Source organism: Chryseobacterium sp. BIGb0232 (assembly GCF_024810195.1).
In the GTDB taxonomy this organism is placed as follows: Bacteria; Bacteroidota; Bacteroidia; order Flavobacteriales; family Weeksellaceae; genus Chryseobacterium; species Chryseobacterium pennae.
The window spans coordinates 36,626-52,729 of the sequence record NZ_JANUEH010000014.1 but is presented as its reverse complement, the minus strand read 5'-3'; the positions used below and the strand labels follow the sequence as shown (position 1 = coordinate 52,729).

Below are 16,104 nucleotides of genomic sequence, written 5' to 3'. Positions count from 1 at the left end.
TTATTATGCTTTTAGCTATTGGCTTTGGGCTTCTAGCTTTTTATAATTATTTTAAAAATTAACTGATTTTAAACCCAGGATTTAAAATCATTATTAGTCTAAAGCAAGTTGTCCCTGTCTGCAAAGATCAAGGATTTCGTCTACTTTTTCTATCGTTAAATTTTCATGAAAGAACTTTCCAAGCTGTAGCATTGGTGCATATCCGCATGCTCCAAGACATTCAGCAGGCTTTAAGGTAAACATACCGTCTTCAGTAGTTTCCCCGTCTTTAATGTTCAGTTTCGTTCTGATATGATCAAGAATCTTTTCGCTTCCACAAACCATACAAGGTCCTGTTCTGCAAACCTCTAAAACATATTTACCTACCGGCTTCATGTTGAACATGGTATAGAAAGTAGCCACTTCATATACTTCGATCGGTTTGATACTTAATAGTCCGGCAACATAATCCATCACAGGAACATCTAACCATCCTCCGAATTCTTTCTGTGCCAAGTGAAGTACAGGAAGAAGAGCAGATTTCTGTCTTCCTTCAGGATATCTTGCGATAATTTTGTGTACCTGTGCTAAACTTTCCGGTTTAAAAGCTATTGTTTCGCTCATTTTTTATCTAAGATTTCAGATGCCAGATTTCAGACATCAGATTTTAAATTTATATGTAAAGCGAAGAGTCTAACATCTGAAATCTGATGTCTGACCTCTTCTTTTTATGCGTCTAATTCTCCCGCAATAATATTCATACTACACATCGTTACAATGGCATCTGAAATTACAGAACCTGTAATCATTTCAGGATATGCCTGATAGTAGATGAAACATGGTCTTCTGAAGTGAAGTCTGTAAGGGCTTCTTCCTCCGTCACTCACAAGATAGAAACCTAATTCTCCGTTTCCGCCTTCTACTGCATGATAAACTTCTCCTTTCGGTACATCAGTTTCTCCCATTACAATTTTGAAGTGGTAGATCAAAGCTTCCATTTTCTGATATACATCTGCTTTTTCAGGAAGATAGAAATCAGGAACATCCGCGTGGAATGGTCCTTCAGGAAGGTTTTCGTATGCTTGTTTGATAATTTTTAGGGATTCCCAGATTTCCTGTTGACGAACCATGAAACGGTCGTAAGTATCTCCTGAAGTTCCTACAGGAATAATGAAATCGAAATCCTCGTATGAAGAATAAGGCTGTGCAACTCTCACATCGTAATCTACACCTGCTGCACGTAAGTTTGGACCTGTGAAACCGTAGCTTAATGCTCTTTCCGCAGAAATTGCTCCTGTACCGATGGTTCTGTCCATGAAAATTCTGTTTCTTTCTAATAAAGTACCGAATTCTTTAAATCTTGCAGGGAAAGTTTTTAAGAAGTCCTGTAACAACTCATGGAATTTAGGGGTGAAATCTCTTTCAAATCCTCCGATTCTTCCCATGTTCGTTGTCATTCTTGCTCCGCAGATCTGCTCATACATATCATAAATACGTTCTCTTTCGATGAACATGTAGGTAAGACCTGTAATCGCTCCTGAGTCCATTCCGGTTACCCCGTTACAGATCAGGTGGTCACCGATTCTTGCCAGTTCCATTAGGATAACACGCATATAATCTACACGCTTTGGAACTTCAACGCCAATCAGTTTTTCTACTGTCATATGCCAACCTAAGTTATTGATCGGTGCAGAACAGTAATTCATACGGTCTGTAAGGGTAGTGATCTGAGAATAGTTTCTTCTTTCAGAAATTTTCTCAAATGCTCTGTGGATATATCCTACGGTTTGCTCAGCATGAAGGATTCTTTCTCCATCCATCGTTAAGATGTTCTGAAAAATCCCGTGAGTAGCAGGGTGGGTAGGTCCTAAATTGAGGGTATATAATTGTCCGTCAATCTGTTCCTTACTTTCGTACTGGTTTAGTATATTAGATAATGAGTTATCTTTCATAATATATGTAGATTTGAGATCTGAAACTTGAAATTTTAATTTCAAATATCAAATATCCAATTTCAAATTATTTATCTTCCGAACATATTATCGTCCTTATCGGTTCTTGTACCGTCTTCAAGTCGATATTCCTTCAACATTGGGTGGTATCCAAGATCTTCCATATTCAGAATAGGTCTAAGATCCGGGTGTCCTTTAAATTTAATCCCATAAAAGTCAAACGTTTCTCTTTCCATCCAGTTAGCACCGGCATATAGATCAGTAAGAGAATCCACTTCGATATTTTCTCTGGACATAAAGATCTTCAGACGTAATCTGAAGTTGGCCATCATATTATGTAAATGGTATACAACACCTATTTCCTTATCCGGGAATTCAGGGTAATGAATACCACAGATATCTGTAAGGAAATTAAATTCCAGTGTTGAATCTTTAAGATAGTGAATGATCTTCTTGATATCTTCTTTCTTCACTTCAATGGTCAGCATTCCATAAGGCTCTGAGCTTGAAATAACAGATTCCGGAAATTCTCTGGTGATTGCTTCTAATACAAATTCGTTTGTCATTTCCGTTTAGTTGCTTATGTTGTAAGAATCTAATAATTTCTGATATTCAGGCATATCTCTTCTTCTGATGCTTTCGCTTTCTGCAAGAGCCTGTACCTGCATTACTCCTTCAATGATCTGTTCTGGTCTTGGAGGACATCCAGGAACATAAACGTCTACCGGAATAATTTTATCAATTCCCTGAAGTACAGAGTAGGTATCAAAAATACCTCCGCTGGAAGCACAAGCGCCAACAGCCACTACCCATTTCGGCTCTGCCATCTGAGTATATACTTCTTTAAGAACTGGTCCTAATTTCTTTGATATAGTTCCGCAAACCATCAGCATATCCGCTTGTCTTGGAGAGAAAGAGTTTCTTTCCATTCCAAATCTTGATGCATCATAAGTAGGGTTTAGGGTAGCCATAAACTCAATACCACAACAAGAGGTTGCAAATGGCAATGGCCAAAGTGAAAACTTTCTTGCCATCCCGATTACACTGCTCAGTTTTGTTGCGAAAAACCCTTCTCCTTCATATCCTTCGGGAGCAGGTGCATCTGTTCTTATTACTGGTTTTTTATCTGACATTTCTTAGATTTTAGATTTTAAACTTTAGAATAAGATGTTTATTACTGTCTCTTATCTAAAATTTATAATTTTTAATTTTTAATTATCCTACTTGTCCCAATCTAGTGCTCCACGTTTCCAAACATAGAAAAACGCCACGAAGAAGATCGCAACGAACGTAAGTACAGCCAGGAACCCTTCCATACCGAATTCTCTGAAATTTACCGCATAAGGATAAAAGAATACGATTTCAATATCGAATAGTACAAACAATACCGCAGTCAGGAAGTACTTGATAGAAAATGGCGTTCTTGCATTTCCTTCACTAGGAACTCCACATTCCCAGCTTTGGTTTTTTACAGAGTCTCCTTTTTTCTGCTTAGGACCTAAGAAATGTGCTCCAAGTAAAGAAACAGCGACAAATCCTACTGCTACACCAGCCTGGATAAGGATTGGAATATAACTTTCAGGTAAATTCATTTTTGCATTATTATCTCAATTTGCAAATTTAACGAATAAACAATAAAGCATGAAATTAATAAGCTTAAAAGTGGAATGAAAATGCGTAAAACCGGTAATTTAGAATCAATAAAAATTAGCCTTTGGAGATTATTTTTTTTGTGTAAGTTTCACCTTTTTTCGTAGCGACTGTTAGTAAATAGTTTCCGGGAGTTATGCCTGAAATATCTAGATTTTCTAAACTGTTTTGATTTGAAAAATCTTTAACAAGCCTTCCTGTATTATCAAATAAACGAATTTGAGTTATTTGTTTTCTGTCAATATTAGTTTTACAGACGATGTTGTTTTTTGTAGGATTAATGACATTAAAATAAAGATTATTGACATTATTTTCATGAGTGCTTAAAGGTGTTTGCGAGCAAGTAGAATTATTTGAAGTTAAGTTATAGGCAGTAGCGGCACCATAAATACGATGATTATAAGTTCTTATGGGGGGGCCAATTTGCTTATTCACCATATCAACTTCATACAGGATTGAGTTTTGAGAAATATTACTGATTACGTACGCTTTAGAATAAGTTCCATAATTTACAGAAAAACCTGCGTACAGATTAGGATATTGTATGTCTAGGCTAATAAACGGGCAGCTTTGTAAAGGATTTACCATATTGATTTCGATTATCCCGCCAGAAGTTGTTAAAAAAAGTCGGTTTTCATAAAAGAAAAGATCTCCGCCGGGAATTATGTCTGCAGGTATTTCACCGATCTCGCTAAAAACCCCTGAACTTGTATCGTATCGATATAATTTATTAAAAGCTCCTATAGCGTATAAATAATTTTCGGAATCAGCGGTTAAAGAATTTATCGGACCATCGGAAAAATCTCCCAAAAATTCGCATCCAGATTCTGTTTTGCTTTTCCTGTAAAGTAATCCGGAGCTGGTAACATAATAAAACTCCCCGAATTTATCTAATGCCATATCGGTATATCCTTCAGTTGGATCTACTGTTGGTAGGCAAAAAGCTTCAGGAATTTCTGCCGGAGTTGAGACATCGAATTTAAATACACTATTGGATGGAGGTATTGCCAAATTAATATTAATAGCATTTCCATAAAATTCCTGAGAATATAATCTCGTTGAAATAAGTAAAATTCCTACGAAGAAGCTTTTTAATATTTTGTTCATGTGATGGTTATAGCTTTCGTAAAAATAAATAATTATTTCATAAACCAGGTGTAGCTTTTAAATTAAAAACTATTTCTTCATTTTTTTAAGAAGAGAGTAGGCCATAAATGCAATATATCCAAAAAGAACACTTGCGAAAACAATATTAATTACTGTATTTGTCCTTCCATCCTGAGACTGAAAAAAGAAATTGTAAGCAATAAATCCTGCGATTAAAACAGCGAAAATGATAAGTTGTGGTTTCATGAGGTGAAAAGGGTTAAGAGTGGAAGAGTTTTTAGAGTGAGGCTGTAATTTTATCTCACCCGTTATTTATCATCATCGAATATGTTCTTCTTCTCTTGTGGTTCACAGGATTATAGTCCTGCCACAGGAGCTGAACACTTTTGTTTTCCTCCAGTTCCGGATTGGTTTCAGCAAAATCGATTCCCATGCTTGTAAACCGGACAAAGATTTCTTTAAAGATAATAGCAGTTACACCACGTCTTTGGTATTCAGGATGAATCCCGATCAGGTAAAAATTGGCACGGTCATTTTTCTTGCTGGCCTGTAAAAAATGCCACCACCCGAAAGGAAATAGCTTTCCTTTTGACTTCTGTAAAGCCTTCGAATAAGAGGGCATCGTAATGGCAAAAGAAACCAATTGCAGGTTTTCATCCACTACACAAATTACATAGTTTTTATCAATAAATGGGAAGTATTTTTCCTTGTAGGTTTTGATCTGTTCTTCTGAGATTGGCGTGTAAGTAGAAAGATGCTTATAGGTTTCGTCCAATAATTTGAACATAGGTTCTACATAAGGGAGAATTTCTTCCTTTGATTTAAATTTGAGAACACTGAGCTTATATTTTTGAGCAATTAATCCACTGAATTTTTCTACTTTTTCAGGAAGCACCTTCGGGAAATTCATTTCATATTCTACCCATTCCTTTTCCTTGGTTAATCCAAGATTCTCAAGATGTTTTGGGTAGTATGCATGATTGTAAATTCCAATCATTGTTGCCAGTTTATCAAATCCCATTGTCAGCATCCCTGCTTTGTCAAGATTCGTAAAACCCATTGGGCCTTCAATCTTGTCAATCTTGTGTTCTTTAGCGTAATCAATTGCAATTTGAATTAAAGCTTTGGAAACTTCAGAATCATCAATGAAATCTATCCAGCCAAATCGTACCTTTTTGATGCCTAATTCCTTTTCTTCCTTATGATTGATAATTACAGCTATTCTTCCAACTACCTTATTGTCTTTTATGGCCAGATATTGTTTAGACTCTGAATAATCTAAGGCCGGATTTTCCTTTGCATCCCAAATTTTCATTTCATCTTTAATAAAGGATGGAACATAGTATGGATTATTTTTGTATAAATCCATTGGAAATCTTACGAATTGCTTGAGCTGACCAGCTGTTTTTACTTCAATAATAGAAATTGTAGACATGTTTTTTGAGGTAATTTAAGGACAAATATAAATAATAATATCGGATACTTTGGCACAGTTTTTATATCATTATGGTTAAAAATTGATCACAAAATCTAAATAAAAATGACGGGTTATTATATCATTATTGGGATTTCAATGCTGGTGAGCTGGTGGGTTTCGTCCAGGCTGAAATCAAAATTTGAATATTATTCCAAAGTACATCTCCAAAATGGCCTTTCGGGGAAAGAGGTAGCGGAAAAAATGTTGAGAGATAACGGGATTAATGATGTTCAGGTAATATCAGTTCCCGGGCAGTTGACGGACCACTATAATCCGGCAGATAAAACAGTAAACCTTTCAGAAGGGGTTTATATGCAGAGAAATGCAGCAGCTGCAGCTGTAGCGGCTCACGAATGTGGGCATGCCGTACAGCACGCAGTAGGATACTCAATGTTGAATTTACGTTCCAAATTGGTTCCGGTTGTAAATATAAGTTCCAACCTGATGCAGTTTGTTCTTATTGCAGGTATTGCGATAATGGCGGCTACCAGAACAGTGGATAATCCTAACGGAAATACAGCCATTCTGGCTATTGGTGTAGCTATGTTTGCAGTAACCACTCTGTTTGCTTTTGTAACATTGCCAGTGGAGTATGATGCAAGTAACAGAGCGATGAAGTGGCTTAAAGATACAGGTACTGTAACTGCTGAAGAATTTGTAGGCGTTCAGGATAGTTTAAGATGGGCAGCGAGAACATATGTTGTAGCAGCTTTAGGATCTTTAGCTCAGCTACTTTACTGGGGATCTTTGCTTCTCAGCGGAAGAAGGGATTAATCATTAAATTCAAATGAAACATATTGCATCTCGGATAATTTTTCTGAGATGCTTTCTTTTTGGGCCAGTTTTAATGAGGCGGTAAGGATGCAGTTTTCATTGGCATCAAAGTTTACCACCTTAGCCTCAAATTTTGAAAGCAGGGTAAAGATGGTATTCTGCTGATTGAAGTTGAACTGGATCTCAATTTCTGTTTCTAGTTCTCTTGTGATAATATTGGCTTCTTCTAATGTGATCTTTGCAGATTCTTTGTAAGCTTTCACTAAACCTGAAACGCCTAGTTTGGTTCCGCCATAATAACGGACTGAAATAACTAAGACATTAGTGATCTCATGGGCTAATAATTGATTGTAAATAGGTAATCCTGCACTTCCTGAAGGTTCACCATCATCATTGGCTCGGTAATTCTCACCATTTAATCCCATTCGGAAAGCATAACAGTGATGGGTCGCTTTGGGGTGTTCTTCCCTGATCTTTTCCAATGCAGCTTTCAGTTCTTTTTCATTAGTAACCGGGAAAGCAAATCCGATAAACTTGCTTCCTTTTTCTTTTAATAAGGTGTTTTCTATAGGTTTTTCTATGGTTTTGTATTCAAACGTCATTCTGTATTCCGGCTTTGTATTTGCAAAAATATTAAATGCTTTACAACTGGAGAAATAATAATAAAAATGTCGTCAAATAATGACGACACTTGTTTATACTTTATAGGTGTTTATTCAATTGTTATACACAATAAACATCTCCACCGCCTCCACCTGAGTTTCTCCAGTAGCATTGTTTTGTGTTGGGTGGACATCCGTAAATGACCACACAGTTCTCCATTTTTATTAATCCACCATTGATGGTTTTAAGATTCTCTCTTTTAATTTGCTTTAGATTTTTCATAGTAATAGTTTGGTTAATTTGTATGGATTAATAATATTAGCATGGGAAACTTCCTACTTCCCAAGGTGGTGGGCAGCTCATGCTTGATGGTGTCGGGCAGCAATGTTGCCACTGAGCTGGATAATATGAACAACATTTTGGAGCGATACCTCCGCTTACTTTTTTCAGGTCTTCCCTTAAAACTTTCTTTAAATTTTTCATGATAATTTTTTTGGATATTACTAAGGTAAAGAAATTATTTCATTTCAGGGTGATAAACATGCTTTTATTTTAATTAAAAAAGGAAATGGTATTATCCCTATAGTTTTCTGTTTTAGAAGGAATATGATTGAATTCCGGAGCTTTTGTGCCATTTCCTAATTTCAGGTTTTCATTTTTAATGATGATAGCTTCGTCCCAAAGATCAGCATCAATGAATTGCTGTAAGGTGAAACGGCCTCCTTCAATAATAACAGACTGGATTTGTTCCCTGTATAAGGATTCCATCAAATCAGACAGAAAGTTCTCTTTTTTGATTTTAATGAATTCTACATGATCTTCTGTTCCTTCTTTTACAGCATTTAAAACTAATGTTCTGGCTTCGTTGTTGTAAATTTTGAAGTCTTTAGGAACCTTTAAATCAAAATCGATTAAAATTCTGACAGGATTAATTCCTTCAACGTTTCTTACAGTCAGGCTTGGGTTGTCACTTAAAGCAGTTTGTGTTCCTACTAAAATAGCATGTTCGTCTGCTCTTAGCTGATGGACGAACTGATTGGCTAAAGCATTGGATACAGCAGTTGGTTTAAAATCTTTATCTAAAAATCCATCACCGGATTCTGCCCATTTCAGGGCGATATAAGGTCTTTTCTTTTCATGGTAAGTGAAAAATCTTTTGTTCAGCTCAATGCATTCTTTTTCAAGAATACCTGAAATAGCTTCTATTCCTGCATCCTGAATGATCTTTTTTCCTTTTCCATTGACTTTATCATGAGAGTCCATAGCACCAATGACTACTTTTTTAAATCCTAATTCTTTAATTTTTAAAGCACATGGGGGTGTTTTTCCATAATGGGCACAGGGCTCCAGCGAAACATAAATCGTTGATTCAGGAATGAGATTTTTATCTTTCACTGAATTGATCGCATTGATTTCTGCATGGTTTTCACCTGCTTTATGATGGTATCCTTCTCCAATGATTTCTCCATTGTAAACAATTACACTTCCTACAAGGGGATTAGGGTAGGTGTTACCAAGGGCCTTTTGAGCCAGCTCAATACATCTTTTAATATATAGTTCGTCGTTATTCATATTGTATAAAAAGAAAAAGCGAAGACAAATTGCTTTGCTCCGCCCTTATTTATTGTATTAAAATTTATTCTCCGGCAATAATGTTGTGGAGATTTTGTCTTAAAGTTTCCAGATGAGCTTTCTTTTCATCAATAGTATTGTAAGTGTCTCTTAGAAGAGGATTTTCCCTTGATGGTTTATTGAAGAATGCAAGGTTGTTTTCAAGCTTAACAATTTCAGCTTCAAGATCAGAAATCTGATTTTTGATCTTTCTTGCTTTGTCAGTAAGCTGGTTTTCTGATAATCCTTCTTCTTTCAATTCAAGTTCATTGATCTTATTGATCTTCAGTTTTTCTCTGAGAGTCTTATTGAATTCAGTGTTGATAGAAATTTTATCTCTCGGAACTTTTCCAATATTATTCCATGCTGTTTTGATCGCTTCAATTTTCTCGATACTTCCTTCTTCGTTGGAAACCAATTTTAATTCATCGAGAAGGTTTTTTTTGTTCTTGTAGTTTTCTTTCCAGTTATCGGTAGAAGTGTTGCTTTTTTCTCTGTAATTGTTAAAGAATGCATTACAAGCGTCACGGAATTCATCCCAGATTTTATTGGTCATGCTCTTTGGAACGTGTCCGATTTTTTTCCAGTCTTCCTGAAGCTTTTTGAATAATGGAACAGCGATATCCCATTCTTCATTACTCTGATTATCCTGGGCAGTCTGGATTAATTTTAATTTTTCTTCCAGATTAGCCTGTTGAGAACCTTTTAAAGATTTATAATAGTTATTTTTTGTTGTATTAAAGCCTCTAAGGGTTGTTTTGAAATCATTCCAGTTCTGATTAGACAGTTTTCTTGGAACACTTCCCGTTTTCAGGAAATCAGAACGAAGTTCTTCAACTCTTTTGATGGAGTTCTGCCAGTAATTATGATTAGGAGTTTCAGAAGGTTCTGAAAGTTTCTTGATTTCAGCGATAATCTGATTTTTCTTTTCAAGATTGGCGGTCTGTTCTTTTTCGATAGATGCTGAAAGTTCAGATTTTCTTTCGTGAATTTTATTGGAAATTTCTTTGAACTCTTCCCATGTTTTTTCGCGGAATTCTTCTGCTACAGGCTCAGCTTCTTCTTTCCAAAGCTTATGAAGATACTGAAGCTCATTAAGTGCTTTTTGAATTACTGGTTCATTCTCCAGTTCCTGGGCACGGGCAATGATGTGCTGTCTTTTTTCAAGGTTATGGCTGTATTCCTGTTCTAAAAATTCCTTATTCAGATCCAGCATCTGATAAAACTGGTTCAGGTGATGAAAGTAATTATTGTTAAGGATCTTGAATTCAGATTTGGCAACCTGTCCGGCTTTTGACCATTCTTCTTTAATCTCACGAATAGATTTAAAAAGATTGACTCCCGGTTCAGAATTGGTATATAGATTTTTTAATCTTTCAATAATGTTCTGACGGTGATCCAGATTTTTCTTTTGTTCTTCTTCCTGTCCCTTCTGAAACTCGTCATGTTTCTCTCTGAAAATATTAACTAAAGCAGAGAATTTAGCTTGTGAAGGATGTTCATAACTGAAATTTTCAGAGGTATTTCCAGTTTCTGCATACTCGTGCTTTTTATCTTCCACTTCATCATGGATGTGGTGACTTGCTTTTTCTTTCAACTGATTGAATTTTTTAGAATTCTCACCGGCATCGGGTGCATTGATGAGTTTTTCCATTTCTTTCAGGGCATCAGCCAGAGAGATCTCGACATCTTCATGTTCTTCCAGGTGTTCAGTATCATCTTCATGAGAATGGGCATCATGAGAAACAGTGTTTTCCGATGTCTCCTGAGATACTTCGTTAGGATTTTTCTTTTCTTCGTTTTCAGAAAGATTGTTTTCTGTAGTCATAGCAAATCTTTTATGTGAGTGGCGTTAATATCCTTTAAATATAGTTGTAAGGGCAATTAAAGTACTAATTTATGTTATTTTTTTTGAAAATTCCAAATTTCCCAAGCTTTTTCTGCTTGCTGTTCAAGCATATAATAACCGTTTACCGTTTTGGCTCCTTTTTCGGAAGCATTGATGATAAATTGAGTATAGCTGGGGTTGTAAATTAAATCGATAACTAAATGCTCCGGAGAAAGTGCATCAAAAGGAAAAGTCAGACAGTCTTCAATATTCGGAAATGTACCTACCGGTGTACATTGGATAATAATCTTATGTTCGTGTACGGTTTCCTGATTCAGGTTTTCAAAATTGATTTCTGTACTTCTTGAAATAGTTTTGGATGGGATGTTATGTTTGTCCAAAATATATTTTACAGCTTTTGCAGCTCCTCCGTTGCCTAGAATCAATGCTTTGTCCTGCGTTGGCTTTTTATGAAGGAAAAGAGTTTTTTCAAAACCGAAAGCATCTGTATTGTATCCGGTTTTTTTGCCATCTTGAATTAAAACACAGTTCACCGCACCTATTTTTTCAGCTTCATCACTTAATTCATCAAGATAACTGATGATTTGTTCTTTATAAGGAATGGTAACATTAAAACCTAACAATTCTGGTGAAGAAAAAAGGTTCTCTACTTCATTGATTTCATTCAGATCAAAAATGTCATAGGAAAAACCTTTAAGCATAAGCTTTTGGAACTTATTTTCGAAGAATTTTTTAGAAAAGGAATAGGAAATATTTCGTCCTATCAATCCTAATTTTTTGTTGGAATCCATATGATCAAAATTATAAAAAAAGACCGGATAAATCCGGCCTTTAGTTTGAAATATTTTGTAATAATTATTCTACGATAAATTTAGTAGAGAAATTATCTGTTTTTAAGATGTAAGTTCCTTTTACTAACCCTTTAAGATTAATTTTATTTGAGTTTTTGAAAGGATTGGAAAGTGTTTCAATTGCTTTTCCTGAAAGGTCATAGATCTGAGCTTTTGAAATTTTGTTAAGGTTTTCTCCTTTCACAAACAGTTCATTGTTTCTTACCGGGTTAGGATAGATGGTGAACTCTACTTTATCTTTTTTAGTTTCAGAAGTTGCTAATGATCCGTTGTAACATGTCCATTTAAGGTCATCGATAGCAACTCTATCATTGTTGTTAGGATTTACAATTTTAATAACAGCATTTCCTGTAACGTTTACATTGATGAAGTTAGTTGCTACTGATGCGCTGTAAGGAATTGTTCCTGCTAAATTATTATTTACAAAAACATTCAGGTTACCATCTCCTCCGTTAAATTTACGTTGAGTAGTTAACGTTAATGTCTGAACTCCGCCAGGCACATTAGAACTAGTTAGATCACCTCCTTGAAGCGTTATTGCTTTACCATTAATAGTTTGGTCAGTTCTTGCTAATGTTGCAGTCCAGCTTACATTATTATTTGTCCATGTTCTGGTTTTATAATCACTTGCATTCGCAGGAATATTGCTGAAATTTTCATCACCACAGTTTCCTACATTAACTGGTCCATCAAGAGTAGTTCCTGCTGCAATATTACTTTGCGGTGAAGCATTTCCAAATGCATCTTTAGCAATTACATAGAATGTATATGGAGTAAGTGGAGCTAACCCTGCTACTGTGGCTGTTGTTGATGTTCCTGAAACGCTGGTTTTTAATGTATTCCCAACATAAATATCATAACCTGTTACTCCAACATTATCTGTTGATGCAGTCCAGCTTAAGCCCATTGTATTTGAAGTAGGGTTGTTAGCGATCAGGTTGGTAGGTGCTGTTGGAGCTTGGTTGTCAATTACAGGAGTTCCCCAGATTTGATCTGCGTAAGCTGGATTATCAATGAATGGATTTCTATTCCCCTGAAATGTAAATGCTGCATTATTTCTGTTTATTTCTTCCGGAGATACAGGGTCCATAGCATTCCATTGTAAATACTGAGTTAATGCCCATTGTGTTAACCCTGGAAAGGAAGAGCTTCCAAGCATATCACCAGAACTGAACCCTGAAAGTTTATCTTCATATCTTGTTACAAAATAAAAGATCATTCTGGCTACATCTCCTTTGAAAGCATCGATAGGTTCAAATACAGTTCCGCCATATCCTGGTGATGCTGAATTTCCTAATTTAGATTGGTTTTGAGAAGTGTAAGATGCATTTCCTACTTTACCGAAAGGGTAATTGGATCTCATACCATTTACTTTTCCATCTGTAGGACGGATAAAGTGAATGTCTGCAACCATAGGTGATGCTTTACTGAATAAACTTTGAGGAATAATATGTTCTCTGTTGTAGCATTGTCCTTCATCATTATAGCTGCCACATTGACTGGTTCCTACATTGAAATTGTAAGGATCTTGTCCGGAAGGGTTTTCAGAATAAATATCTAGTATTGTACCATCGTTTTCAAAATTTGTGTTTGTGTCACGATCAGTCGTGTGATAAGCTGTCCATAAGCCTCCATAGCCTTTGTCTATGTGTCCGTTGGTAATGATACCTTTAAGGGCTGTTTTAAGAGGAGCACCTGTTAAACCGTTTGCTGCATTATAATAACCAGCCGGGGCTTGTGCCATTGCATTGATGAATGCAAAACTTAATAGAAAAAAGGATAAAATTCGTTTCATTTTTTTTAAAATTGGGGCGTAAAGGTACGAAAAAATGAAACCCAAAAAGGTTTTAACTGTTAAATGTGTAAACTTAATATATTAATTTTTAGTAATATACTCTTTGCTTATTTTTGAAAAGAACCATGAGATTGCAATTCCAAAGACGGATGCTGTAAGAGCAACGATAATATAATTTTTTCCAACTATTTTTACAGGAAATGGCAATACCTCATTGGCTCTGAAGAATTCCGTGTAAAGTTGGAAATAACATAATGCTGTTCCGAATATCAATCCGGTAATAACTCCGGAGATGACAATAAGAATTCCGGTATAGAAATAGGCCATTCTCAGATGGCTTAAAGGGAAGCCTAGAGAAATAAGAGATTTAGCCTGTTCTTTTTTATCAAGTTGTAAGATAATAATGGCACCGGCAAGATTAAAAGTAGTAATGAAAATAACCAGTGCAAAAATCAGGTAGATGAACATCTTTTCTGTGTTGATCATCTTCCAGAAAGCTGCATTTTCTTCTTCCTTGGTTTTTATTTCAATATTTTTGCCAAGAGAAGAAAGAAGACTTTGTTTTACAGCATCAGCATTTTCAGTATTTTTTAATTTAATAACGATCTGATAAGCTGAATTTTTTGGAAGACTTAATAATTCTTCAGTAAGCTCAATAGGAGAGACAATATAGTTGTCAAGTTGATCTTTTCCTGGGAAAACTCCTGTTACTGAAATGTCTCTTTTATTGTAAATATCTTCTTCTTTACTGATGATTCCGGTTCCGGGCTTTGGCATAAAGACTGTTGCGTAGTGATTGGAAGAATCTACAGGAATGGATAATCGATTATCAAGGCTGTTTTCCATCAAAACTTCGTTGGAATATCTGAAACTCGGATAAGTTCCGTAGAATACATCTTTATTGATAGGGTTTACCTTTATATAGGCAGAATCCACCCCCCGTAAGTAAGCAATATCTCCTTTTCCATTAAAACTGATATATACTTTTTCCTCAATAACACGGGAATAACTGCTGATCTCTTTATTGCTGCTTAAGACCTTGCTAACCTGATCCAGGTTTTTAATGGTTTTACCTGATGCACTTTTTAAAGTCAGGTCAGCATGAAGATTGGAAATTAAGTCTTTGTTTAGGTTTTCAAGTCCTGAGAAAACTGAAATGATGACGAACATTGCAACCACAGCAACCGTCATAGCCCCTACTGCCAGCCACGTAATAAATGTAACAGCAGTACTGCCTTTTTTTGCCAAAAGGTATCTGGATGCTATGTAAAATGCAATATTCTTCAAGATCTACAAAACAGGATTGTCACCTTCGCCTCTTAATTCTCTTTCCAGTTTTTCAACGTCATCAGGAGTCGTATCTAAGTAAAAGTTAAGTTGCGGAATGATACGTACCTGTTTTGCCATTTTCTGGCCGATAAAGTTTCTGTACTGAGGTTTGTTTTCTTCAATCTCTTTCATTACCGCTGTACGGTATTCCTGAGGGAAAATGCTTAAATAAATTTTTGCAATACCCAAATCTGCCGTTACTTTTACATCTGAAACGGATATCAATATACTTTGTTTGCTCTCTGAAGCCTGTTTGCGGAAAAGTTCAGCGAAATCCTCCTGGATAATCTGTGCTACTTTTCTTTGTCTGTTACTTTCCATAATTTATGCAAATTTACTACTTTTGTTTGAATTGATACTTTGAAATTCAGCTACAGTATCAAATTTACGGATTAATTATATTTATTAGTAGTATATGAAACTAGAACATATTGGTATTGCAGTAAAGTCTTTGGGGGTTTCTGATGAACTTTTTGCTAAATTGTTAGGAAAAGAATCTTACAAGCGAGAAACAGTAGAAAGGGAAGGAGTGGTGACTTCTTTTTATGAAACAGGAGAGAGCAAAATAGAGCTTTTAGAAGCCAGCAATCCCGAAAGTCCAATCTCAAAATTTATTGAAAAGAAAGGTGAAGGTATCCATCATTTGGCATTTGGGGTTGAAAATATTCTGGAGGAAGTAAAAAGATTAAAAAAAGAAGGGTTTCAATTTATCTCCGAAGAACCGAAAGAAGGTGCTGATAACAAATTAGTTGTATTCCTTCATCCAAAGTCAACAAATGGTGTACTGGTAGAACTTTGTCAAGAAAAGCAATAAAAAATTTTGTGGTGAAAGAAATTTTACTATTTTTGCAAACACAAAATTTAACCAAGTTTTGAGGTCCTATAGCTCAGTTGGTTAGAGCACCTGACTCATAATCAGGTGGTCCCTGGTTCGAGCCCAGGTGGGACCACAGAAAATCAAGCACTTACAGAAATGTAGGTGCTTTTTTTGTCTTATTGGGTAACTAATAATAACAATTTTGCAGTTACCTTTTGCAGAATTCACCCTTATTTTCTTAATATTATTTCATCAATAAAAAGAATTAAATTTTAGCTGTACTTCTTTTTGGAATCAATTCCAGGGCAAC

General features: G+C 35.6%; 19 protein-coding genes and 1 tRNA gene. 3 read left to right on the top strand and 17 right to left on the bottom strand.

Features of this window, described 5'->3' with window-relative positions; all coding sequences use genetic code 11:
- Positions 1-93: 93 nt before the first annotated feature.
- The 8 genes from nuoE to M2372_RS22840 all read right to left on the bottom strand — a co-directional run bounded on the left by nuoE (position 94) and on the right by M2372_RS22840 (position 6,123).
- The gene (gene nuoE / locus M2372_RS22875) at positions 94-603 is read right to left on the bottom strand and encodes an NAD(P)H-dependent oxidoreductase subunit E (protein ID WP_103291622.1); all 510 of its coding nucleotides are present in this window, start codon (positions 601-603) and stop codon (positions 94-96) included.
- 104 nt (positions 604-707) lie between these two features.
- Positions 708-1,931 carry an NADH dehydrogenase (quinone) subunit D gene (gene nuoD, locus M2372_RS22870; RefSeq protein WP_047494369.1) on the bottom strand — a complete coding sequence of 408 codons (1,224 nt, stop codon included), beginning with the start codon at positions 1,929-1,931 and terminating at the stop codon, positions 708-710.
- Positions 1,932-2,002: 71 nt separating this feature from the next.
- Positions 2,003-2,497 (bottom strand): NADH-quinone oxidoreductase subunit C, encoded by a 495-nt coding sequence (locus M2372_RS22865; RefSeq protein WP_115971764.1) that lies wholly within the window; start codon positions 2,495-2,497, stop codon positions 2,003-2,005.
- 6 nt (positions 2,498-2,503) lie between these two features.
- A complete protein-coding gene (locus M2372_RS22860) occupies positions 2,504-3,064 on the bottom strand; it encodes an NADH-quinone oxidoreductase subunit B (protein ID WP_002983540.1) in 561 nt (186 codons plus the stop codon).
- 87 nt (positions 3,065-3,151) lie between these two features.
- Positions 3,152-3,523, bottom strand: a complete 372-nt coding sequence (locus tag M2372_RS22855) for an NADH-quinone oxidoreductase subunit A (protein ID WP_045492896.1) — start codon at positions 3,521-3,523, stop codon at positions 3,152-3,154.
- 115 nt (positions 3,524-3,638) lie between these two features.
- Positions 3,639-4,688, bottom strand: a complete 1,050-nt coding sequence (locus tag M2372_RS22850; protein ID WP_123321465.1) for a T9SS type A sorting domain-containing protein — start codon at positions 4,686-4,688, stop codon at positions 3,639-3,641.
- 69 nt (positions 4,689-4,757) lie between these two features.
- Positions 4,758-4,934 carry a hypothetical protein gene (locus M2372_RS22845; RefSeq protein ID WP_165852242.1) on the bottom strand — a complete coding sequence of 59 codons (177 nt, stop codon included), beginning with the start codon at positions 4,932-4,934 and terminating at the stop codon, positions 4,758-4,760.
- A 55-nt stretch (positions 4,935-4,989) separates the two neighbouring features.
- Positions 4,990-6,123 carry a GTP cyclohydrolase gene (locus M2372_RS22840; RefSeq protein WP_123321466.1) on the bottom strand — a complete coding sequence of 378 codons (1,134 nt, stop codon included), beginning with the start codon at positions 6,121-6,123 and terminating at the stop codon, positions 4,990-4,992.
- Positions 6,124-6,228: 105 nt separating this feature from the next.
- Between M2372_RS22840 and M2372_RS22835 the strand changes: the two genes are divergently transcribed.
- Positions 6,229-6,939: a zinc metallopeptidase gene (locus tag M2372_RS22835; protein WP_115971766.1), complete on the top strand. Its 711-nt coding sequence runs from the start codon at positions 6,229-6,231 to the stop codon at positions 6,937-6,939.
- Here M2372_RS22835 and M2372_RS22830 read toward each other — a convergent pair.
- The 9 genes from M2372_RS22830 to rbfA all read right to left on the bottom strand — a co-directional run bounded on the left by M2372_RS22830 (position 6,936) and on the right by rbfA (position 15,298).
- Positions 6,936-7,541: a YigZ family protein gene (locus M2372_RS22830; RefSeq protein WP_123321467.1), complete on the bottom strand. Its 606-nt coding sequence runs from the start codon at positions 7,539-7,541 to the stop codon at positions 6,936-6,938. The two genes, M2372_RS22835 and M2372_RS22830, sit on opposite strands and share 4 nt — an antisense overlap.
- A 121-nt stretch (positions 7,542-7,662) precedes the next feature.
- Positions 7,663-7,824: a bacteriocin-like protein gene (locus tag M2372_RS22825; protein ID WP_185018976.1), complete on the bottom strand. Its 162-nt coding sequence runs from the start codon at positions 7,822-7,824 to the stop codon at positions 7,663-7,665.
- A 36-nt stretch (positions 7,825-7,860) separates the two neighbouring features.
- Positions 7,861-8,025 carry a bacteriocin-like protein gene (locus M2372_RS22820; protein WP_165852239.1) on the bottom strand — a complete coding sequence of 55 codons (165 nt, stop codon included), beginning with the start codon at positions 8,023-8,025 and terminating at the stop codon, positions 7,861-7,863.
- Between the two features lie 69 nt (positions 8,026-8,094).
- Positions 8,095-9,114 (bottom strand): bifunctional diaminohydroxyphosphoribosylaminopyrimidine deaminase/5-amino-6-(5-phosphoribosylamino)uracil reductase RibD, encoded by a 1,020-nt coding sequence (gene ribD, locus M2372_RS22815; protein WP_123321468.1) that lies wholly within the window; start codon positions 9,112-9,114, stop codon positions 8,095-8,097.
- A gap of 64 nt (positions 9,115-9,178) precedes the next feature.
- Complete coding sequence (locus M2372_RS22810; RefSeq protein WP_123321469.1) at positions 9,179-10,981, bottom strand: DUF349 domain-containing protein; 1,803 nt, start codon at positions 10,979-10,981, stop codon at positions 9,179-9,181.
- A 74-nt stretch (positions 10,982-11,055) separates the two neighbouring features.
- Positions 11,056-11,793 (bottom strand): shikimate dehydrogenase, encoded by a 738-nt coding sequence (locus M2372_RS22805; protein ID WP_123321470.1) that lies wholly within the window; start codon positions 11,791-11,793, stop codon positions 11,056-11,058.
- A 64-nt stretch (positions 11,794-11,857) separates the two neighbouring features.
- Entirely contained in the window at positions 11,858-13,648 is a 1,791-nt protein-coding gene (locus M2372_RS22800; RefSeq protein WP_123321471.1) for an endonuclease, read from the bottom strand.
- An 81-nt stretch (positions 13,649-13,729) separates the two neighbouring features.
- Positions 13,730-14,935 (bottom strand): ABC transporter permease, encoded by a 1,206-nt coding sequence (locus M2372_RS22795; RefSeq protein WP_123321472.1) that lies wholly within the window; start codon positions 14,933-14,935, stop codon positions 13,730-13,732.
- Positions 14,936-14,938: 3 nt separating this feature from the next.
- A complete protein-coding gene (gene rbfA / locus M2372_RS22790) occupies positions 14,939-15,298 on the bottom strand; it encodes a 30S ribosome-binding factor RbfA (protein ID WP_123321473.1) in 360 nt (119 codons plus the stop codon).
- Between the two features lie 94 nt (positions 15,299-15,392).
- On the opposite strand from rbfA, the gene mce reads away from it, so the two are divergent.
- Both mce and M2372_RS22780 read left to right on the top strand, forming a co-directional pair.
- Positions 15,393-15,791, top strand: a complete 399-nt coding sequence (gene mce, locus M2372_RS22785; RefSeq protein ID WP_123321474.1) for a methylmalonyl-CoA epimerase — start codon at positions 15,393-15,395, stop codon at positions 15,789-15,791.
- A gap of 62 nt (positions 15,792-15,853) precedes the next feature.
- Positions 15,854-15,927, top strand: a tRNA-Ile gene (locus M2372_RS22780).
- Positions 15,928-16,104 lie beyond the last annotated feature (177 nt).